The sequence below is a fragment of the Fructilactobacillus sp. X2R6C1 genome (assembly GCF_059901295.1).
Map to the genome: position 1 here is coordinate 26,590 of NZ_JBWXUZ010000002.1, position 21,163 is coordinate 47,752.

The following is a 21,163-nucleotide window of genomic DNA, read 5'->3' on the forward strand; positions in this document are numbered from 1 at the left end:
GGCCAAATAGTTTCAAATATTTTTGAAGGGGATAATGTGTATGATTACAATTGCATCTACTACTGATAACAATATGGCGATACCGCTGGCAGTCAACTATTCGTCAATATTGAACCATAATAAGAATTCAAGTTTCACGTTTTACGTTGTTAATGATCATTTAAGTTCCAACAGTGCTGATTTGTTAAAGGCCTTGGAAAAAGTCTACGACAACTGTAAGACAATTAACTTTTTGCAACCCAACACCGCTGCATATAAGGATGCTAATGTAAAATCTCCGGATAGTGCAATTAAAGAAAACACTTACTATCGAATTGAGATTCCTGAAGAAGTTCATGAACCTAAGATCCTTTATTTGGATGCTGATATGGTATGTGTGGGTGACATTTCGGATCTTTTTAATACCGATCTTGATGGCAACATTGTCGGTGCTGTTGAGGATTCTGGTTACGTTGACCGGTTAAAAAAGATGCATGTTAGTGATGAACCGGGTCAGTATTTCAATGCCGGATTGTTACTAATTGATACGAAAGCTTGGAATGATAATGACACTTCTGAGAAAGTTAGAAAGTTAGCAATTGATAAACCTGATATGCTGAAGTATCAAGACCAAGATGCTCTAAACGCCATTTTTAATGGACACTGGAAAAAACTTGACCCTAAGTATAATTTGCAAAGTCATCTAGTTAAGGGTGAGAGTGGATTAAATCCTATCCCAGAGCGTCGAGCAGCTGAGGCAAATGCACTTAAGCACCCTGTGATTATTCATTACACTAATTTTGATAAGCCATGGATCGTTAAAAATAACCATCTTCATCCATTACGCAATTATTATTACCAAGCTAAGAACCAATTAATTTACGATCTAGGCGATTATATTAGATAAAAAGTAGTGAGAGAGTGGACAATTGTCCACTCTTTTTGTTTACATAATTTAATTACTATTAATGAAAAAAGACGATATCAATAAGCTTGATAACGTCTTGTTAGTAACGAATGCCCGAGATGAGATTCGAACTCATACTCAGTAAACTGAACAGCGACCTGAACGCTGCGCGTCTGCCAATTCCGCCACTCGGGCAATTACTACCTTTCAATCATACAATAAAAATGTCGTAAAATAAACACTCAATTTTGTAGTATCCTTGTATTTATTATTTAATTGTGTAAAATATAAGATAGTACAAGAGTTTTTAGAAAGAAGAGATTATAATGGTTGAACCACGTAAGATTGAAAGCCAATTGTGCTTTGGAATCTATAATACAAGTAAAAAGTTTAGTCGGTACTACCAAATCGTTTTATCTCCATTTAATTTAACTTATCCACAATACATTACCATGTTGGTGTTATGGGAACATGCCCCAATGACCGTTCGTGAGCTTGGATCCTACTTAGACTTAGATAGTGGGACTTTAACCCCGTTGTTGAAACGGCTTGAAAAGCAGGGATGGGTGACAAGAACACGTAGTCATAAAGATGAACGAGTTGTCATCGTTGACACTACAGAATACGCTAAGGAACGTCGTGATAAAGTATATGAACACGTTAATCAATGTTTTTCTGTTTTGGATATGAGCCAGGATGATATTGAAAAATGTTTGAAGATGGTGAATGCAGTTGGTGACCGATTGGATAATGTTAGTGAGCAAAAATTAAAAGATGTTAAGTAGTAAAAAGACATTCTGTGTGAACTGGAATTAATTTAGTTTACGCAGAATGTTTTTTATTATATTAATTTATGTTTTCATTATTGGTTTTGAGTTAGTCATTATCTCTTTCTTTTGGTAGAATTGTCTAGGAGTAAATTAAAAACAAAATTAAAGTCCGAATGATTTATTTGGATTTCCATTACAAAAATTAGCGGAATGGAGCTGAATTTTTTGTCACTAAGCATTCAAGAAATTAAAAATATTCTTCGTGAACATGACTTATTAAAATCAGTTAATCAGACTAATGATAATGATTTTAACTACGTTAGTTATGATTCACGAGACATAAAACCGAAAACCTTATTCTTTGGGAAGGGAAACTTTAAGCCTGAATTTGTTACGTTAGCAAAAAAGGCTGGAGCAACTGGAATCGTGTGTGAAGATCATTTATCTGAAAGTAACGGAATGAATGAGATTTTGGTTACTAATATTCAAAAAGCAATGTCCTTGATCTCTGCTGCATTTTTCAATTATCCACAAGACGATTTGTTCATCATTGCCTTTACGGGTACTAAGGGGAAAACGACCTCTTCATATTTCACTCGGGATGCAATTAGGAGGGCGAGTGGGAATAAAACCGCCTTATTTTCAACTATCAATACCGTGGTTGGTAATGAACTAAATCAAACATTTAAGTCACATCTAACCACTCCAGAATCACTAGATATTTTTAAGAATATGAGATCCGCTGTCGATAATGGGATGAAATATCTCATTATGGAAGTTTCGTCTCAGGCATACTTAAAAAATCGGGTTTTTGGATTAAAGTATAACGTAGGTAATTTTTTAAATATTTCTCCCGATCACATTGGGGAAAACGAACATCCGACTTTTGCAAACTATTTGCACTGTAAAGAACAACTCTTGGTTAATTCAAATAAGTGCATTTTGAATGCCGATTCAGACCACCTGATTGATATTTATTATGCTGCCAAAACCACAACTGATCCCCAAAATATTTATTTGTTTGGTAAAAAGGGGACGACTCCACAACTTGAAATCGACCTTGATTTCACGTACGAGCCAGTTTCAGATAGCTTGACTGATAACGATATTCAATTAAGTTCCATTTCTGATAAAGCTAAAAAGTTAGGCTTAGACGGAAATTATCGCATTGGTATTCCAGGTGATTACAATGAATCAAATGCAACCGCTTCGATCATATCGGCTGGACTTGCTGGCTTTAAACGTGGTGATATGTTAGATGGTTTGGCAGGAGCAAAAATTCCTGGAAGAATGGAAATCTTTAAGTCTAAAAACCATGGGAACGTTCATGTGGATTATGCCCATAATTATGCTAGTATGAATGCATTACTAGGATTTTTAAAACGACAAGACCCTAGTGGAAAAGTTATTGTAGTGGTTGGAAGCCCGGGCAATAAGGGAATTGACCGTCGAGAGGGATTTGGCAAGGCGTTGACTCAAAATGCCGATGTAGCGTTTTTAACTACTGACGACCCCGCTTATGAAGATCCCATGAAGATTGCAAAGGAAATTGATAGTCATATCGATCATGATAAGGTTGACGTTCATTTCGAAATGGATCGTGAAAAAGCCATTAAAAAGGCCATTAATTTTGGTAAACGTGGAGATATTATTGTAGTAGCGGGTAAAGGACGCGATCCTTATCAAAAGATTAATGGTGTTGATACACCTTATCCAACCGATTCGGTTATCGTGGAAGATTACTTGGAGGGTTTAAATGGTAATGACAAATGAGAAAGTTCCAGATTTCACTCCGATCTTACTTGGAAGTGACTTTAATGTGTACGGGATGGCGCGTTCTTTCTACGAGTTGTATGGTAAGCGTGTCAAGGCTTATGCCCAGGAACGATTAGCCCCCACAAGATTTACCAAAATTGTGGATCTGACGTTTATTCCCGGCTTTAGTGAGGATCCAGTATGGTTTGAAGAGATGAAAAAGTTAAAAAAGAAGTATGCCAACCACAAAGAACCGGTCATTTTAATTGGATGTGGGGATGGTTATGCTGAGTTAATTTCTAAACATAAGAAAGATTTAGAAGATGTCTTTGTCTGTCCATACGTTGATTATTCGTTAATAAAACAACTTAATAGTAAAGAAAATTTTTATAAAATGTGTGATAAGTATGGAATGCCATATCCCGGCACCAAGATTATTTCCAAAAGCAATTTTGAAGATAATGACTTTGATCAACCATTTGATTATCCAATTGCACTTAAACCAACCAATAGCGTGGAATGGTTGGATATCCGTTTTAAGGGAAGAAAGAAAGCTTTTACCATTAAAAGTGATGCCGAGTATCGTGACATTGTTTCAAAAATTTATAATAATGGTTATACTTCAGACTTGATCGTCCAAGATTTCATCCCAGGTGATGACAGCAACATGCGGGTCTTAAATGCTTATGTTGACAAGAATCATCATGTTAAGATGATGTGTTTAGGCCATCCACTTTTGGAAGATCCGGCACCGTCTGCAATTGGTAACTACGTCACGATTATTCCTGACTTTGATCAACGGATTTATGATCAGATTCAACAGTTTTTAGAGTCGATTGAATTTACTGGGTATGCTAATTTTGACATGAAGTATGATGTTAGAGACGATACGTACAAGTTGTTTGAAATCAATTTGAGACAGGGACGCAGCAGTTTCTTTGTCACCCTAAATGGATATAACCTTGCTCAATGGGTGGTTCGTGATTACGTTCAAGATGACCTAGCGGACCAAAAGACAGTGTATGCCAATCAAGATCCTAAGAAATATTATTTATGGTTAGGGGTGCCCAATCGTGTTTTTCGTAAGTATGCCAAAGATAATGAAGATAAAAAGAAGGCGGAAGAGCTGATCAAAAAAGGTCAGTGGGGAACGACTTTTTGGTATAAAAAAGATGAAAACTTCATGCGTTGGCTACTTATGAAATGGATGGACCATAATTACGCAAAAAACTTCAAAAAATATTTTCATGTGAATAAGGAATAAGATAATGAAAAAGTTTTTCACAATTATTGGTGGGATGGGGACCCAAGCGACTGAGAGTTATGTTCATTTACTAAATCAACGGACCCCAGCTCACTGTGATCAAGATTATTTAAATTATATATTAGTTAATCATGCGACGGTTCCGGACCGGACGGATTATATTACTGACCCAAAAAATAATCCGAGCCCACTAGTTCCACTTGAAGAAGATATTAAACAACAGAGCAAACTGGGACCAGAATTTTTTGCGTTACCATGTAATACTGCCCATTATTTTTATGATCAGTTACAGAGTATGACGGATGTTCCAATTTTGCATATGCCTAGGCTAGCGGTAGCTGCAATTGCTAAGAAGTTTCCACACGCTAAAAGAGTGGGGCTAATTGCCACTAAGGGAACTCTAAAGGACAAGGTATATGATAAAGAAATTACTAAAGCTGGATATAAAGTTGTGCACCCGACCGCTGAAATTGCGGACGAGACGATGGATTTAATTTATAAAGGTGTTAAGGAGCACGATTATGTCGATCCAAAATTATACCATCATATTTTAAATCAAATGGTTAATGAATTGGATAGCGATGTAGTGATTTTAGGTTGTACTGAGATTTCGGTAGCAGAAGAGCGAGCTGGTAATCATGACTACCCTGTGATTGATGCGCAAGCGGAGCTAGTTGATGAATCAATTCGGTTAGCTGAAAAAATGCAAAAAAATAAATCATCCAAGTGATTGGATGATTTTTTAGTAGTAGTTATTGAATGAAAAACAAAAGCCCAATTGAGATTAAAATCGAAATCAGTGTCAATAAAATTACGTAGGGTTTTAAATTACCTTGGATTTTTCTCTGGTAACAAATATCAATGAAAGAAATCGCGACGATTGTCATTATAAAACTTAAAGAGACCAAATAACGATGCTCGTTAAAGTGATTCAGGGTAAAAACCACTTCACTAATCAACAAAAGAATGTAAAACGCGCGCGTATAGACGACACCCTTAATAATCTTTTTGTCTTGTTTACGCGTGATTCCGATTGTTAGTGAGATTAATAAAAGAATCCATAGTAAAGTAATTATGTAGATTAACATGATGTTTAGCCTCCAATCAAATTTTATCATACGGCTCTGTAGAAGTCTTGATGACAAGGGGTATAATTCATGATATAATTATACACGTATTGCGGGTGTAGTTTAGTGGTAAAATTTAAGCTTCCCAAGCTTACGTCGCGGGTTCGATTCCCGTCACCCGCTTTGGGAAGCTACCAACGATGAGAGTGTAGTACTAATTATAATTTCAAAGCAAATCTAAGTTGATGTGAGTTAGATAAATTGTGATTGGGAAGGCGTCCTTTCTAGGTATACAAATTTAATAATGAGTGGGTATTTCCAAATAGAGTGGTACCGCGGGTGATCTCGTCTCTTGCATTGATTTAATTAATGTAAGAGGCTTTTTATTTATGAGGAGGATATTATGGATTACAGACAACAAGTTGCAGACGTAGTTGCTGATGCAACTAACAACCAAATTTCAACGAGTGATATTTACGGAAAAATTGAGAAACCGAAAACTTCAGATAACGGGGACTTAGCATTTCCAACTTTTATTCTAGCTAAGGAGTTACATAAAGCTCCTCAACAGATCGCAAAGGATATCGTCAATAATGTTGATGGAAGTCAGTTTGATAAAGTCGTTGCCGTTGGTCCTTACGTTAACTTCTTCTTGGATAAAGGAAAAGTTAGTAAGCAAGTCATGTCAGAGGTTCTGACGGATAAAGAGCACTATGGTGATAATTACGATGGCAAGGATCAGACCGTGACCATTGATATGTCTTCTCCAAATATTGCTAAGCCAATGTCAATGGGACACCTTCGTTCCACTGTGATTGGAAATTCAATTTCCGAAATTTTAAGAAAAAATGGATATAAAACAATTAAAGATAATCATTTAGGTGATTGGGGAACTCAATTTGGTAAATTAATTACGGCTTACTTAAAGTGGGGAAATGAAGAGGACGTAAAGCGTCATCCAATTCATTACTTAGTTCAGTATTACGTCAAATTTCATAAGGAAGATCAGAAAAATCCTGAACTAGACGAAGAAGCACGCGAATGGTTTAAAAAACTCGAAGATGGTGATCCCGAAGCTACCAAACTATGGAAGTGGTTTAGGGATGTGTCGTTAGAGGCTTTTAATAATACCTATAAAAAACTGGGCGTTAAATTTGATACCTATAATGGTGAGTCATTTTACAATGACAAAATGGATGAAGTGGTTGACATCCTAAAAAAAGATGGATTGCTTCAGGAATCTCAAGGAGCTCAAGTGGTCGATTTAAGTAACGCTAACCTAAATCCAGCGCTGATCTTAAAGAGTGATGGGGCTTCTCTTTACATTACTAGAGACATTGCAACGGCGTTATACCGTGAACGGACGTATCATCCAGTCATGAATCTCTACGTGGTAGGATCCGAACAAACTAATTATTTCCATCAACTAAAAGCTGTCTTAAAAAAGATGGGCATAAAGAATGCGGACGGTGTTCATCATATCCCGTTTGGCTTAATTACGGTTAATGGAAAAAAGCTTTCAACTAGACGTGGGAATATTATCTTATTAAACAAGGTTTTAGATGATTCAATTACCATGGCAAAACAACAAATTGCTGAGAAGAATCCTGATTTACCGAATAAAGATGAAGTGGCTACACAAGTTGGGGTTGGTGCCATTATCTTTGGTGATCTTAAGAGTGAGCGAATCAATAGCATTGATTTCGTACTTAAAGACCAATTAAAATTTGAAGGTGAGACTGGCCCATACGTTCAGTATGCCCATGCTCGTGCTGAGAGTATTTTGCGGAAGTCGGGTAAAAAAGAATTTGATGAATCAGCAAATGAATTGACTGATGCAGGTGCTTTTGAAGTTATTAAGTTACTTCAGGCTTTTCCAGAAGTTGTAAAACAAGCTCGAAATGAATTTGAGCCTTCCGATATTGCTAAATATTCGCTAAGACTAGCTAAGTCATTCAACAAATATTATGCTCATTCTAAGATTTTAGCGGACGATGATGAGCAAGACGCCCGTCTCGACCTTGTCAAAAGTGTTGCGATTGTATTAAAAGAGTCGTTAAGATTGTTGGGAATTAAAGCACCCGATCAAATGTAGAATAAAGTGGATGTCAATTGACATCCACTTTATCTTTTAAAATCCATTAATGTCCATGTGTTACAATAGCATTTAATGATAAAAGGAGATTTGGACTTTTATGGATAACAACAGCAAAAGTAAGTCAATATTTAAAAGAATTTGGGGTTACTTCAGAAAATTCTGGCGTAGATTTCAAATTACGAGATGGATTATTGTAGTTGTTTTATTCGTTATCTTGGTTTTAAGTAGTTATTTGACGATTGTGGCAAAGACTTCGCACGTTCGTGATCTTCAGTCTAATTTATCAAAATCGACTGTGATTTATGATTCACATCACCAAGAAGCTGGCAAATTGTACGCACAAAAGGGTACTTACGTTCAGATGAATAAGATTTCAAAAAATATTCCTAATGCGATTCTTTCGACGGAAGATCGTAATTTCTATAAGGAACATGGCTATTCGGTTAGTGGTTACGGGAGAGCCATTTTACTTGCAATTAAGAATAGGGTACTTGGTCGTGACTACATTAGTGGTGGAGGAAGTACAATTTCGCAGCAGTTAGCCAAGAACACTTTTCTTTCCCAGCAACAAACTTTAACCAGAAAACTTAAAGAATTATTCATTTCAATTGAGATTGAGAACGTTTATTCAAAGAACCAAATTTTGACGATGTATATGAACAACGCTTACTTTGGTAATGGCGTGTATGGGGTCGAAGATGCCTCGAAGCGATACTTTGGGCAGTCTGCGGAAGATTTACCGGTCCAGGATGCAGCTGTGTTAGCAGGGATGCTATCGAATCCTAGTAATAATCCGATTGATCATCCGGAGGCGGCACGTCAGAGGAGAAATGTGGTTCTTGATTTAATGGCAAAGAACCATAAGATCACTAATTCAGAGGCAAAAAAATACCAGGCCATGCCGTTGAACACTAAAAATTCCTATCGTTCTACTAATGGGTATAAATATCCCTATTATTTTGATGCTGTTATTAATGAGGCTATCTCAAAATATGGATTAACTGAATCTGACATCATGAATCACGGGTATAAAATTTATACGAATCTAAATCAGCAACAGCAGCAAAGCTTTCAGACTGATTTTAAAAATCCTAATTTGTTTCCTAATGATGCTTCGGATGGGACCAAGGTCCAAGCTGCATCAGTTGCTTTGAATCCAAAAAATGGTGGGGTTCAAGCGGTTGTTGGTGGACGTGGTAAGACGGTTTTCCGTGGTTATAATCGTGCGACCGATATTAAACGTCAGCCTGGTTCGACGATGAAACCACTTGCGGTCTATACGCCAGCTCTTGAAAACGGGTATTATTATGATTCTGAACTTGAAAACCAGAAGAAATCGTATGGATCAAACCACTATACTCCGCATAATTACAATGATGTTTATACAGGAAAAGTTCCGATGTACCAAGCTCTGGCACAGAGTATGAACGCGCCCGCAGTTTGGTTATTAAATAAGATCGGAGTAAACAAGGGATACGATTCGGTTAAAAAATTCAACTTACCGGTCACGGATAAGGATAAGAATCTAGCATTGGCCCTTGGGGGCTTGTCCAACGGAGTTTCCCCACAACAAATGGCTGGTGCCTATACTGCTTTTGCTAATAAGGGGAAAATTTCACAGCCGTTCTATATTACTAAGATCGTTGATTCGACAGGGAAGACGGTCGTTGATAATGAACATCCAAGTTCAAAACAAATCATGTCTCCTTCAACGGCACGACAGATGACAAGTATGATGCTTGGTGTCTTTGATAATGGAACTGGTGTTGATGCTAAACCGAGCGGGTATCAAGTTGCCGGAAAAACTGGAAGTACTGAGGCTGATAATACTCCAGATTCCGATGCTACCAAAGATAAATGGATCATCGGATACACTCCTAACGTTGTGGTAGCAACTTGGGAAGGCTTTGATAGTACCAACTCTACGCATCATTTAGAGAATTTGACTGGGACCGACGTTGGTCCGTTGTACAAGACACAAATGCAACAAATTCTTCCGTACACCAAGGGAACCCAATTTGGTGTCCAAGACGCACAAACGGTGGCACGTGATGGTGATGAAGATAATGATACGCAGAATTCTAAACTATTTAAGGGTATTACTAATGATACTGGTAAAGTCGTTAAGGGAATCGTTAAAGAAGGTGCCAGTGGAATTAAAAAGGGTGCCTCAGAAGTTATTAGCGGTGCGAAAGCTTTACTAGGCCGATAGCTTCACGTATGTTAAAATATACACTGTAACAATATTTAAGGAGGGAAATAATTATGGCAGAAAATGATGTAATGAAAGACGCACAAACTTTACAGGATGCACTAGTAAAGACTGATGAATTTAAAGAACTCCAAGCCACATACGATGAGTTAAAGAAGGACAAAGATGCTTTTAAGACATTTAAGGACTTTCAAACTAATCAAAATGAATTAAGACAAAAGCAAATGGCTGGTCAACAAATTTCGCAAGATGATATGAAAAAAGCTCAAGATCTTGCCAATAAAATGAACAGTCTTGATATCATCAAAAAATTGATGGGTAAAGAAAAAGCAATGGGCAAAGTAATTGATGATGCTAATATGTTAATTACTAAGCCTTTACGTGATATGTATGAAGCTTAATTGACCGTTAATCGGAGCGCCCATTGGTGCTCCGATTTTTTTGTATGGGAGAAATTATAATGAAGTTTATTCATGCGGCAGATTTACATTTGGATAGTCCGTTTTTAGGAATCAGAGAGGATGCTACCACTCCGAGTAAGCTGTGGGACATTTTGCACGAGGCTCCATTCGATTCATTAAAGAAGATTATTGATGATGCCATTTTAGATGATGTTGATTTTGTTTTGCTAGTGGGAGATTTGTTTGACAGTAGTCACCAAAGTGTCAAAGCCATTAGTTTTTTGATTAAACAGTTAGAACGATTGGATGAACATGGTATTCCTGTACTTCTTTCGTTTGGTAATCATGATTATCAAAGTGAAGGTGCCAAAAATTTCAATTTTCCGGCTAATGTTTACGTATTTCCCAAAGAAGTGACGACGCACACATTGACTCTTAAAGACGGAAGAACAGTTGCTATTACAGGTTTTAGTTACGCTACTAGGAATATTTCAGATGATATTATCTCTGGATTTCCAGAACGTTCAAACGCTGACTACCAAATTGGGATGGTTCACGGTGCTATTAAGGGTGGCAAAGACTCACAGTATGCACCGTTTACCATTAACGAAATGGAAAATTTGGGATATGATTATTGGGCATTAGGGCATATTCATAAGCGTCAGCAGTTAGGTCATCATCCTTTAATTGAATATCCGGGAAATATCCAGGGCCGTCATAAAAATGAAATGGGTGAAAAGGGGTACTTATTAGTCAGTGATGAGACTAATGGAGGTTTAAACGTTCAGTTTGAACCCACCTGTCCGCTCATTTGGTCAAATCTTTCAATGAATTTACGGGGAACTGACTCAGAAGAAGCGGTCGTTAATCAAATTATGGAGAAAATTGAGTCGAGTGATTTTTCCAAACTTAATTTATTGAGTGTGAAATTAAATATGAGCGAAGAAGCCAATTTTTCGTCAGAAGAATTGCTCGACCGGGTTAAGGAAAAGTTACAATATGATTTTGAACGATTTAATGCTTGGGTTTATGAAATTGACGTTGTTGATAATTCTGGGATGAAATTTAATGATCTAGATCAGAAATTCTGGGATGACACTAAGCATGAAGTTTATAATGAAGAAAACCTTAAAAATTTGGCGAAGAAGCTTTTTAAGCACTCTTACATTCGTGACAACTTTTTAAGTGATGAAGCCATCTCTAAATTACTTGATGAAAGTATGAATTTAATTACTAGTAAAACGAAAGGGAACGTGAAGGATGAGGATTAAAAAAGTTGAAGTATTCGGCTTTGGAAAACTTCATAATTTAACACTGAACTTTAGTGGGTTCCAGGTTATTTATGGAAGAAACGAGGCTGGAAAAACAACCCTCTTAAATTTCATTAAAGATGTTTTATTTGGCTTTCGGGACAGTCGGAGTAAGCGAGACTTCACTCCCAAAGATGACTATAAAATGGGTGGTCGTTTAACGGTTGAACAAAATGGAACTACTTATCTTGTTCAAAGAAATGAAGGTAAAAATGGTGGGTTATTAACCGTTTTTGATCAAAATAAAAATGAATTACCTGCTGGAATTTTGGATAAAATTTTAGGTCCAATCAATCGGGAATCATATGATAACCTGTTTTATTTTGGCAACGTTGATTTAAATGATATTTCGAGATTAAATCGTGAAGAATTGTCAAAACGAATCCAGCGTGTTGGGGTCGTAGGGATTGATAACTGGATTGAACTAGAGGACGAAAATCAGGAAAATGGTGGTAAGATCTATAAGCCGACTGGTAAAAAGCCTGAGTTAAACCGACTTTTAGTTGATCGAGAAAGATTGAACGCGAAAGTACATGAAGCCAGTAATGAATATCCCAAGTACCATGAATTGACCATTCAAGCTAAAAAAGAACAAGAAAAAAAGACTCAGAATCGCAATAAAAGAAATAAATTTTCTGAGCGATTAAATCAGGTTAATCAAGATTTAGCGAACTGGGATAAATATGCTCAATTAAGACAATTACAAGACGATAAATTAGCGGTTAAACACGGCTTTTCTGAGCATGACTTTGAAACATTTCAAGACATCCAAAATAAGATTAGTAATATTCAATTAGATGTTAAGAATGATGAACAAAACATTATTGATTTTAAGAATACGCATCAGGAATCCAATTCTGATTTGAAATTTTACAATGATAATGCTGATTTAATTCGTAATTTATATTTAGAACTGGACGGCCAAATCCAACAGGTCAGACGGATTGAACAGCTTGATCATGATATCAAAACATATCAGACTCGTTTGGCTAATGATGAATTTGATGCTGGTGGAAGTGAAAGTATTCCGTTTAATGATGATGAGATTGACAAAATATCGACCTTAATAGATGAGTATCAAAATGTAAAAGCACAAATAAACTATCAGGTTCATGCGATGCCCACAAATGAGAGCGGAGATAATTCGTTATCATTAATTGCTGATGCGGTTGGTCTAATAATTATTGGAATTGGAATTTTTATGGGTGGAGTAACTCTTCCTATTTTGGTGGTCATTGGGTTATTGTGTATTGGTTTTGGCATTTATCGTTATGTGCAAAAATCGAACCAACCAGTTAAAGAGGAGAATGATACTGACCATTTAAAGCGAAAATTGACTCAGATTGAGCAAGAGTTGGGTCAAATGGGAAACGAGCATCACATCCAGAGTATTCCATTTAACCAATGGACAAGTGCTTTACAAAACTCCATTAAACGACGTGACTTAGATCGTGATAGTTTACAGAATTTCATTGGAAACCAAAAGACAATGAATGAGAAGGTTGAGAGTTACCTCGATCGTTGGAATTTTGCTTCCAGTAAAATTGGTTTAAGTGATTCTGATAATGAAATGGTAGCGTTAAGTAAAATTAGACAGTTCATCTCAAATGTAAATGATCAAAAGCGAAATGCAGAACAGGTGAGCCATGAATTGAGTAGTTTAACTTCAATGGTTGATCGCCATCGTGAGCAGTTGAAAGAAGTAAGTGATCGTCTTGACCATTTCCTAAGGGAACGAAACGTTGCAAGTAGTAGTGATTTTAAAAAATTATACGATGAGCAGCGGATCGCTACGGATAAAAACAAACGTAAAATGGAGTTAGAAAACTCACTTGATCAGACAATTGTTGAAAGATTACAAAAATACGATAATGTTAATCAGTTAAAAAACGTGATTAATGATCTTCAGAAACAAATTGGACAGTTGGACGCAGATTTTTCCGATCAATCTGATCGGTTGGCGCAACTTAACGTGCAAATTAATCACATGGAAAAAGATGGGACGCTTGATTCATTGACCCAGGAATTGGCCAGTATGGATACTAAAGTTAACGAATTGGTTCAAAAGTGGTTGGTTTACCAGTTAACTAATCAGTGGATTGAAAAAGTACTCGATGCCGCTAGTAGTGGAAGAATTCCTAAAGTTAGAAAGGATGCAGCTAAATTCTTTGAAACACTAACGGACGGTCATTATAGTAAAATTGATTATAATAAGAGAAGTATTACGGTTGTTAACTCTGATGGGGTTAAGTTCAAGGTTGAGGAACTTTCAAAAGGAACCATGCAGCAGTTATACTTATCGTTGGTTTTTGCGTTAACGTTGGCTTTTAGTGATGAATATCCAATGCCAATTATGATTGATGATGGTTTTGCTGACTTTGATCACTTTAGAACTGATAAGGCAATTGAATTAATGAAAGCTTTGGCTAAAAGCACGCAGGTGATTTATTTTACGGCTGATGATCGAATTAGACACGATGTAAGTGGCGATCATTTAATTGAATTAAAGTAGTGGAGGTGGAGTCAAATGAGCAAAAAATTGAAAGAATATCAAATGGATGAAGAAATCGATGCGTTTGTATTGGTTAAGTCGGCCGATACTAGAATTGCTAAGAACGGAAAACAATTCATTTCGTTTGTTTTTGAAGATAATTCCGGAGAGATCGGTGGAAAACTTTGGGGTGCCAGTAATGAGGATGTAAAGACTTTTAAAGCTGGGCAGGTCGTTCACATTAATGGCAAACGGGAAGCTTACCAGGGAAGTCCACAAATTAAGATTAATCATCTTCGACAAACAGAATCTGGTGAACCCAGTGATCCATCTAAGTTTATGCAACATGCTCAAATGACTCGTTCTGAGATGGAAGAATATATTGGTCAGACAATTTTCGAAATTATTAATCCAACGTGGAATCGAATTGTTCGGGTGCTTCTTAAAAAGCACCAGGATGAATTCTTTACTTTTCCGGCAGCTAAATCGAATCATCATGCTTATGCAGGTGGATTAGCATTTCACACCATTTCGATATTGAAGTTGGCCAAGGAAGTCGCTAAGCTCTATCCACAAGTTAATTCTTCACTTCTGTGTGCAGGTGCCATCCTTCATGATTTAGGCAAGACTACTGAGCTGTCAGGACCCGTTTCGACATCTTATACTAGTGAAGGTGATCTGTTAGGACATATCAGTATTATTGATGGGGAAATTGTTGAAGCTGCTGACCAACTAAAAATCGATCAGCATTCTGAAGATTTATTACTTTTAAGACATATGGTGCTCTCACATCATGGGATTAAGGAGTATGGATCCCCGGTTACGCCTGAATTGCTGGAAGCGCAGATTCTCCATGATTTAGATGAACTTGATGCTTCAATTAACATGATTACTGGGGCTTTAAATGATACGGAAGCAGGATCATTTAGTAAACGAATTTTTGGAATGGATCGAAATAAGTTTTATAAACCTGATAAAAAAGAAAATGGTCAGTAACTTTTAAGTTACTGACCATTTTCTTTTTATGATTGATTATTTCATTGGTTTTGGAGTTGATGTGTAATCAGCTAAGATGTTTTGTAAGTCTTTGTCTTGGATCTTTACATCTCCATCTTTAAGAACTTTTGAAACGACAGCGTGTAAGACATTACTATCGCTCATGCGTTCAGTTGCCAACTGGTCTTTTAATTCAGCTTTGTGATCCTGATATTTACCCTTGGAAGGGTGGTTGACCATTTGGATTACTTGGTATCCAGCTTTAGTTTTGACAGGTTCTTTGGTGTATTCACCATTTTTGAGTTTAAAGGCAGCATTTTTGAAGTTATTGTCAAGACTTGGATCCATATTATCGAATGGAGCCATCTTGCCGCCGTCTTTCTTGTTAGCCTCAGTTGAGTACTTCTTGGCTAAGTCAGAGAATTTTTGACCGTTTTCTAAGCCAGAAATTACTTTTTCAGCGTCACCTTGATTTTTGGTGGTAATCTCATTAACGGTTACTTTAGGTTGATATTTCTTGAATTGGTTTTGCAAATCTTTGTCAGAGAAACTTGTGTTAGCAATCACAGCTTGCTTTAACAGAAGATTATCTTTGATTTGTTCTTTTAAACTTTTCTCAGTTAAACCTTGTTGACTGAGAAGGGTTTTAAATTGAGAACCATATTGTGACTTGTATTGGTTAAATTGGTCATCAACTTGAGATGATTTAACTTTATTACCATATTCTTTGTTAAGAACTTTGTTCAAAATCATAGTTTGGAGAACTGTTTTACCCTGTGGGGTCTTTTTCATACTATTGTAATATTGACTTTCTGTAATTTTACCACCACTAGTAGTAGCAACTGTTTTACTACCACAGGCAACCAGTGAAACACTTAAAAGTAATCCTGCAACTCCAACGAGCCATTTTTTCTTCATATATTAGCACATCCATTTCTTCAAAATATTAAAGTACTCAAGACATTCAGTACTCCATTTATTTTTAATATAACATATATTTGATGCAAATTAATATTTGGTCGAATAATTTAATTGAAATTAAATGTTATTTATTTCGTTAGATAAAAGATCAATTCTAGGCTTTAGCTGAAATTGGGCTTCCTGTACGTCACGATTAAGACCATCTATTATTGGTTTTGCATCATTTAAAGCTTTTGTGAATTGGTTTAAATTTTGTTTAACTGAACTAGCTGAATGAAAAATGTTTTTAAGGTCGGCAGTGGTTACGTTATCTGTGGGATTAGACTTCCTTTTTAAAAGGAGTAGACCCGTAACAGAAACACCAACTATTATTCCGGCACTAACTAAGCAAGCGGTCTTTTTTTTCATGAGTTAATCCCCCAATTTTTTGGTAATTGAATCGGCAACTTCTTGGTATTTAGTTTCGTCATATTCTTTAGAATTATCAGAAAAGTTAATTGAAAAAGTATCACCCACACTGTAACGGGGAATTAAATGAAAGTGAGCATGTGGAACAGATTGATAGGCAATTTTCCCGTTATCATTGACAATATTCATTCCCTTGATGTTTGGGTTAGAATTTTTGACCGCACGTGCAATTTCTGGTACTTTCGCAAATACTTTACTAGCTGTGGCTGAGTCAAAATGAAAAATATCCTGAATATGTTTTTTAGGAATCACCAGAGTGTGGCCAGGAGTTGTTTGGGAAATATCTAAGAATGCAAGAATTTCGTCATCTTCATAAACTTTATAACTAGGGATTTCACCCTTAACAATTTTACAAAAAACGCAATTTGGATCGTAATCAGTCATATAAATCTCTCCCTTCAAGTTAATCCAATTATACACTAACATTACCCGCATAATAAGTGATAGCAGGCAATTATGGTATACTGATTACAATAATGAAAAGAAATGAAGGGTAAATATGAGTTTGCAAGTAGAAGACTTGACTGGTGGCTACTCTAGTATGCCAGTCTTAAAAAATGAGACTTTTGATGTTAATGATGGCGAATTAGTTTCTTTAATTGGTTTAAATGGTGCTGGGAAGTCAACTACCATTAATCATATTATTGGACTCATGAAGCCATTTACTGGAACCGTTAAAGTCAATGGTTTGCAGATTGGTCAAAACATTGAAAAATACAAACAACAAATTGCATATATTCCGGAAATGCCAGTATTATACAAAGAATTAACTTTAAAAGAACACATTGATACTACTATCATGGCTTATAATTTGGATAAACAAGTAGCGTGGGAGAAAGCTAATCAGTTACTTAAGACTTTTCGGTTGGATAAACGACTTAATTGGTTTCCTGCCAACTTTTCTAAGGGAATGCGTCAGAAAGTGATGATTGTTTGTGCGTTCATTACTAATGCGTCGCTTTATGTAATTGATGAACCATTTTTAGGTCTCGATCCGCTCGCGGTCGATGATCTTTTGCAGTTGATTGAAGAAAAGAAGAGTAAGGGTGCCAGTATTTTAATGTCGACTCATGTTCTTGATACCGCAGAAAAGTATTGTGATCGTTTTGTGTTAATTAACAAAGGTGAGATTCAAACGGAAGGAACGATGGAACAGATTAGAAAAGAGTATCCAAATGATGGGAAGTCACTTTCAGATATTTATCTGTCTTTAGCAAGGGATGATAAAAATGAATAGGATTTTCCAAAAAAGGTTAAGCAATCATTTAATCGAAATGACTAAATACCTTAAATATGTTTTTAACGATTTTTTTGTGATTGCGATTATGTTCTTTGTGGGTGGCCTTGGCTACGCTTACTCTGGATTTTTAAAGCAATTATCAGGCAATTTATGGTGGGAGCGCCCGATTGCAATTTTGATTTTACTAGTGGTGCTTCAACTTGGTGGACTGGCAACTTTAATCAAGTCCGCTGATAAGGTTTTTATGGCCCCTAAGGAATACCAATTTGCTGGTTACTTTAAGGGAGCATTTCTCTATAGTTTGTTTATGGCATTACTGATTGATTTAGTAACGTGGTTTGTACTAATGCCATTTTTAAGTGTTTCGATTGGATGGACAATTTCAGAGTTAATCGGGTTGTTAATCGTAATTTTGCTTTTGAAAACCGGTTGGATGTCATATCAAGTAATCAAACTCTATTTTCAGTTAAATCGACATGTAGTATTAGCCGGTGTAACTGAGTGGGTTATCCCCCTTATTATTCTGGTATTAGCATTGTACTTTAATGTTTTTATAGCTGCACTATTAGCATTAGTTGTGGCTGCATTGTTAATGTATGTCGCTATTCTAACCAAAAATAAGATCTTAAACTGGAATTATGCAATTGAACATGAAGATTCTCGTATGAATCGGATTTATCATTTTTATAGTTTATTCACCGAAGTCCCTGAACTTTCAGGTCGGATTCACCGCAGAAAATACTTGGATCCAATTTTTAAGTTGTTAAAAAAAGATCAAGGTCACGTCTATTCGAATTTGTATCTTCGATCATTATTAAGAGACAGTGGACCAGGTTCACTATACTTTCGCTTAATAATTATTGCCGTTATTTTGGTATTGATTATTCCTAATCAAATTATTGTTTCGTTAATGACAATTATTTTTGTTTATTTAGTCGGATTTCAGTTAATCCCATTTTATGAGCATTTTGAAAGTAATGTGTTTACCCATATTTATCCGGTTAGTCAGAAGATCCAGCTGACGGATTTTCGACAGATCGTTCAAATTTTACTTTTGTTTGAATGCTTTATCCTCCTGATTGCAATGTTAATCGCTCGGATGTCGGCTCCTGTAATCTTAATAACGGTGGTAATTTGGATTGTTGAGGGATATGTCTTAACGATTCCCTATTTAAATAAAAAAGTTAAACAAATTAGAAACTGAGGTTAAATGATGAGAGTTAGAAATAAGCCCTGGGCAAATAAATTTATTTTAGATCATCCTGAATTAATTGTTGATGATCCAGAAAAATACATGGGAAAGTGGGAAACACGTTTTTCTAGAGACGCCCCAATTTATGTCGAAATTGGTTGTGGTAAAGGAAAATTTATTACTGAAATGGCAGAAAAAAATCCCAATATTAATTTTATTGGGATTGAAATTCAAAAGTCAGTAATTGCAATGGCACTAAAAAAAGTCGTAAATAGTCGTTTAGATAACGTTCAATTGATTCATACTGATGGCGGTCTTGTGAACACCATTTTTAAAAAGGGTGAGGTTTCAAAAATTTTTCTAAACTTTTCTGATCCCTGGCCAAAGAAACGACATACAAAACGGCGACTTACCTCGCCGCGTTTTCTTAAGAGTTATCAAGACGTGTTACCTGACCAAGCTAAACTGGAGTTTAAAACTGATAATCGTGGATTATTTGAGTATTCGTTGGTTAGTTTGAATAATTTTGGGATGAAGTTTGAATCCGTTAATCTTGACTTGCATGCTAGCGATGCTGCTAAAGATAATGTAGAAACTGAATATGAAGAGAAATTTAAAGAAAAGGGCCCAATCTATAAGATTGTAGCCCAATTTGTTGATTAACTAATCGACTTTGTGTTTAAAAGTTGAACGTTATCGAGGTTATTTGTGGTCAAATCGAATGTAAATCCATATGATTTAATGTCATGGTTATCATCGTCTAAAATGTTGATTCCGCCAAGGAACTGGCCATCTTCGTTTTGGTTAAAGTCGATCCAGTAACCATACAACTCACTATTATCAAACTTTTTGCTTAATGTATCGGACAAGTGACGTCTAACCCGATCTTGGTCGCGTTCTTGCTTGAATTTAATAAGTGAATACAGCGAAACTCCCGCAATTACGGATCCAGTAATAAAAGCTAGTTTGTGTTTTATGATAATAAAAAGCATCCCTTCGATTGAATTTGTTGAATTTATTATATAACATTTTTAATACGAGTGGGTTATAATATTAATGTTTAGGAGGGATACGATGGAACAATTACCAGTAATGAATCTTAACGAATTAAAGCAAAAAATTAAGCATGGAAAGTACATCCTATTTTTCTCTGCCACATGGTGTCCAGATTGTGCGTTTATCAAGCCTGTTATGCCAGAAATTGTAAAAGATTTTCCAAACTATGACTTTATTGCAGTTGATCGGGATGAAAATCTCGATTTAGCTAAGGAAATGAACATTTTTGGAATTCCAAGCTTCGTTGCCTTTGATAATGGGATTGAGACTGGTCGTTTGGTTAATAAAGATCGAAAAACCAAGGAACAAGTAGAAGATTTTATTAAATCTCTTCCACAATAAATTCGGAGGTGAGCTAAATTTGATGATCGCAAGTTATAATCCAAGCCAAATGGGTGATGTTTTGGTTGTCATTCTTGGAGAAGGATCGGAACCACAGAAAATATCAAAATCAAATGATATTGTTCAGATTAAAGATAAGAAGGGACACGTAGTTGGCTATAATTTTTTCAATGCCAGTGAGATTTTAGGGAACTTAAAATCAGAGAATGGAAAAGTTGATCTTTCAAGTAACGATGTTGAAGTTTTAAATGATGCGTTGAAAGAGGCTGGGTTTAAAACTTTCTTACCTACTAGTACCGAACCAAAGTTTGTGGTTGGCTACGTTGAAAAAATGGAAGATCATCCGAAGTCTGATCATCTTCACATAACTCAAACAAAAGTCCAGAATGGGGAAATGCTGCAACTTGTTAGTGGGTCTCCCAATATGAGACCGGGAATCAAAGTTGTCGTAGCGGAAGTTGGAGCCATGATGCCAAATGGACAAATTATTTGGCCAGGAGAGCTTCGTGGGGTAAAAAGTGATGGAATGATTTGTTCTGGAAGAGAATTAGACATTCCTAATGCACCCGATAAACCAGGAGCTTTAGTTTTACCCGATTCTTATGAAGTTGGGCAACCATTTGATTTTGATAAAGCAAAAAATCTTTTTGACGAATAGTTTCTATTCGTTTTTTTATACATAATTCTTTAAGGG

General features: G+C 36.1%; 21 protein-coding genes and 2 tRNA genes. 17 read left to right on the forward strand and 6 right to left on the reverse strand.

Annotation, left to right across the window (positions count from 1 at the left end; genetic code table 11):
• Positions 1-40: 40 nt before the first annotated feature.
• A complete protein-coding gene (locus AC6UDF_RS02160; protein WP_500693636.1) occupies positions 41-886 on the forward strand; it encodes a glycosyltransferase family 8 protein in 846 nt (281 codons plus the stop codon).
• A gap of 111 nt (positions 887-997) precedes the next feature.
• On the opposite strand, the gene AC6UDF_RS02165 is transcribed toward AC6UDF_RS02160, so the two are convergent.
• A tRNA-Leu gene (locus tag AC6UDF_RS02165) sits at positions 998-1,081 on the reverse strand.
• A 131-nt stretch (positions 1,082-1,212) separates the two neighbouring features.
• Between AC6UDF_RS02165 and AC6UDF_RS02170 the strand changes: the two genes are divergently transcribed.
• From AC6UDF_RS02170 to AC6UDF_RS02185, 4 genes are all read left to right on the forward strand, one after another.
• Positions 1,213-1,671 carry a MarR family winged helix-turn-helix transcriptional regulator gene (locus AC6UDF_RS02170; RefSeq protein ID WP_500693637.1) on the forward strand — a complete coding sequence of 153 codons (459 nt, stop codon included), beginning with the start codon at positions 1,213-1,215 and terminating at the stop codon, positions 1,669-1,671.
• Between the two features lie 210 nt (positions 1,672-1,881).
• Positions 1,882-3,429 carry a UDP-N-acetylmuramoyl-L-alanyl-D-glutamate--2,6-diaminopimelate ligase gene (locus AC6UDF_RS02175; RefSeq protein ID WP_500693638.1) on the forward strand — a complete coding sequence of 516 codons (1,548 nt, stop codon included), beginning with the start codon at positions 1,882-1,884 and terminating at the stop codon, positions 3,427-3,429.
• Positions 3,419-4,675, forward strand: a complete 1,257-nt coding sequence (locus tag AC6UDF_RS02180; RefSeq protein WP_500693955.1) for a carboxylate--amine ligase — start codon at positions 3,419-3,421, stop codon at positions 4,673-4,675. The genes AC6UDF_RS02175 and AC6UDF_RS02180 overlap by 11 nt, the downstream gene beginning before the upstream one ends.
• A 4-nt stretch (positions 4,676-4,679) precedes the next feature.
• Positions 4,680-5,405, forward strand: a complete 726-nt coding sequence (locus AC6UDF_RS02185; protein ID WP_500693639.1) for an aspartate/glutamate racemase family protein — start codon at positions 4,680-4,682, stop codon at positions 5,403-5,405.
• A 22-nt stretch (positions 5,406-5,427) separates the two neighbouring features.
• Here the strand turns inward: AC6UDF_RS02185 and AC6UDF_RS02190 are convergent, their stop codons facing one another.
• A complete protein-coding gene (locus AC6UDF_RS02190) occupies positions 5,428-5,763 on the reverse strand; it encodes a DUF1516 family protein (protein WP_500693640.1) in 336 nt (111 codons plus the stop codon).
• Between the two features lie 91 nt (positions 5,764-5,854).
• Between AC6UDF_RS02190 and AC6UDF_RS02195 the strand changes: the two genes are divergently transcribed.
• From AC6UDF_RS02195 to AC6UDF_RS02225, 7 genes are all read left to right on the forward strand, one after another.
• Positions 5,855-5,925: transfer RNA gene (locus AC6UDF_RS02195), tRNA-Gly, on the forward strand.
• A gap of 220 nt (positions 5,926-6,145) precedes the next feature.
• Complete coding sequence (gene argS, locus AC6UDF_RS02200; RefSeq protein ID WP_500693641.1) at positions 6,146-7,837, forward strand: arginine--tRNA ligase; 1,692 nt, start codon at positions 6,146-6,148, stop codon at positions 7,835-7,837.
• A 100-nt stretch (positions 7,838-7,937) separates the two neighbouring features.
• A complete protein-coding gene (locus tag AC6UDF_RS02205; RefSeq protein ID WP_500693642.1) occupies positions 7,938-10,052 on the forward strand; it encodes a transglycosylase domain-containing protein in 2,115 nt (704 codons plus the stop codon).
• Between the two features lie 53 nt (positions 10,053-10,105).
• The gene (locus tag AC6UDF_RS02210; RefSeq protein ID WP_500693643.1) at positions 10,106-10,453 is read left to right on the forward strand and encodes a YlbF family regulator; all 348 of its coding nucleotides are present in this window, start codon (positions 10,106-10,108) and stop codon (positions 10,451-10,453) included.
• Positions 10,454-10,512: 59 nt separating this feature from the next.
• Positions 10,513-11,724, forward strand: a complete 1,212-nt coding sequence (locus AC6UDF_RS02215) for a metallophosphoesterase family protein (RefSeq protein WP_500693644.1) — start codon at positions 10,513-10,515, stop codon at positions 11,722-11,724.
• Positions 11,714-14,275: an AAA family ATPase gene (locus AC6UDF_RS02220; protein ID WP_500693645.1), complete on the forward strand. Its 2,562-nt coding sequence runs from the start codon at positions 11,714-11,716 to the stop codon at positions 14,273-14,275. The genes AC6UDF_RS02215 and AC6UDF_RS02220 overlap by 11 nt, the downstream gene beginning before the upstream one ends.
• Before the next feature lie 15 nt (positions 14,276-14,290).
• Positions 14,291-15,250: a 3'-5' exoribonuclease YhaM family protein gene (locus AC6UDF_RS02225; RefSeq protein WP_500693646.1), complete on the forward strand. Its 960-nt coding sequence runs from the start codon at positions 14,291-14,293 to the stop codon at positions 15,248-15,250.
• Between the two features lie 36 nt (positions 15,251-15,286).
• Here the strand turns inward: AC6UDF_RS02225 and AC6UDF_RS02230 are convergent, their stop codons facing one another.
• From AC6UDF_RS02230 to AC6UDF_RS02240, 3 genes are all read right to left on the reverse strand, one after another.
• Positions 15,287-16,168 (reverse strand): peptidylprolyl isomerase, encoded by an 882-nt coding sequence (locus tag AC6UDF_RS02230; RefSeq protein WP_500693647.1) that lies wholly within the window; start codon positions 16,166-16,168, stop codon positions 15,287-15,289.
• 120 nt (positions 16,169-16,288) lie between these two features.
• Positions 16,289-16,579: a hypothetical protein gene (locus tag AC6UDF_RS02235; protein WP_500693648.1), complete on the reverse strand. Its 291-nt coding sequence runs from the start codon at positions 16,577-16,579 to the stop codon at positions 16,289-16,291.
• A gap of 3 nt (positions 16,580-16,582) precedes the next feature.
• A complete protein-coding gene (locus tag AC6UDF_RS02240; protein WP_500693649.1) occupies positions 16,583-17,023 on the reverse strand; it encodes an HIT family protein in 441 nt (146 codons plus the stop codon).
• Positions 17,024-17,138: 115 nt separating this feature from the next.
• Between AC6UDF_RS02240 and AC6UDF_RS02245 the strand changes: the two genes are divergently transcribed.
• The 3 genes from AC6UDF_RS02245 to trmB are packed head-to-tail and all read left to right on the forward strand — an operon-like array spanning position 17,139 to position 19,734.
• Entirely contained in the window at positions 17,139-17,876 is a 738-nt protein-coding gene (locus tag AC6UDF_RS02245) for an ABC transporter ATP-binding protein (RefSeq protein ID WP_500693650.1), read from the forward strand.
• Complete coding sequence (locus AC6UDF_RS02250; protein ID WP_500693651.1) at positions 17,869-19,083, forward strand: ABC transporter permease; 1,215 nt, start codon at positions 17,869-17,871, stop codon at positions 19,081-19,083. The genes AC6UDF_RS02245 and AC6UDF_RS02250 overlap by 8 nt, the downstream gene beginning before the upstream one ends.
• A 9-nt stretch (positions 19,084-19,092) precedes the next feature.
• Positions 19,093-19,734, forward strand: a complete 642-nt coding sequence (gene trmB, locus AC6UDF_RS02255; RefSeq protein ID WP_500693652.1) for a tRNA (guanosine(46)-N7)-methyltransferase TrmB — start codon at positions 19,093-19,095, stop codon at positions 19,732-19,734.
• Here the strand turns inward: trmB and AC6UDF_RS02260 are convergent.
• Positions 19,731-20,063 carry a hypothetical protein gene (locus tag AC6UDF_RS02260; protein WP_500693653.1) on the reverse strand — a complete coding sequence of 111 codons (333 nt, stop codon included), beginning with the start codon at positions 20,061-20,063 and terminating at the stop codon, positions 19,731-19,733. The two genes, trmB and AC6UDF_RS02260, sit on opposite strands and share 4 nt — an antisense overlap.
• Positions 20,064-20,145: 82 nt before the next feature.
• Here AC6UDF_RS02260 and AC6UDF_RS02265 point away from each other — a divergent pair, with 82 nt between their 5' ends.
• Together AC6UDF_RS02265 and ytpR are read left to right on the forward strand one after the other, a co-directional pair.
• Positions 20,146-20,469: a thioredoxin family protein gene (locus tag AC6UDF_RS02265; protein WP_500693654.1), complete on the forward strand. Its 324-nt coding sequence runs from the start codon at positions 20,146-20,148 to the stop codon at positions 20,467-20,469.
• A gap of 19 nt (positions 20,470-20,488) precedes the next feature.
• A complete protein-coding gene (gene ytpR, locus AC6UDF_RS02270) occupies positions 20,489-21,127 on the forward strand; it encodes a YtpR family tRNA-binding protein (RefSeq protein WP_500693655.1) in 639 nt (212 codons plus the stop codon).
• Positions 21,128-21,163 lie beyond the last annotated feature (36 nt).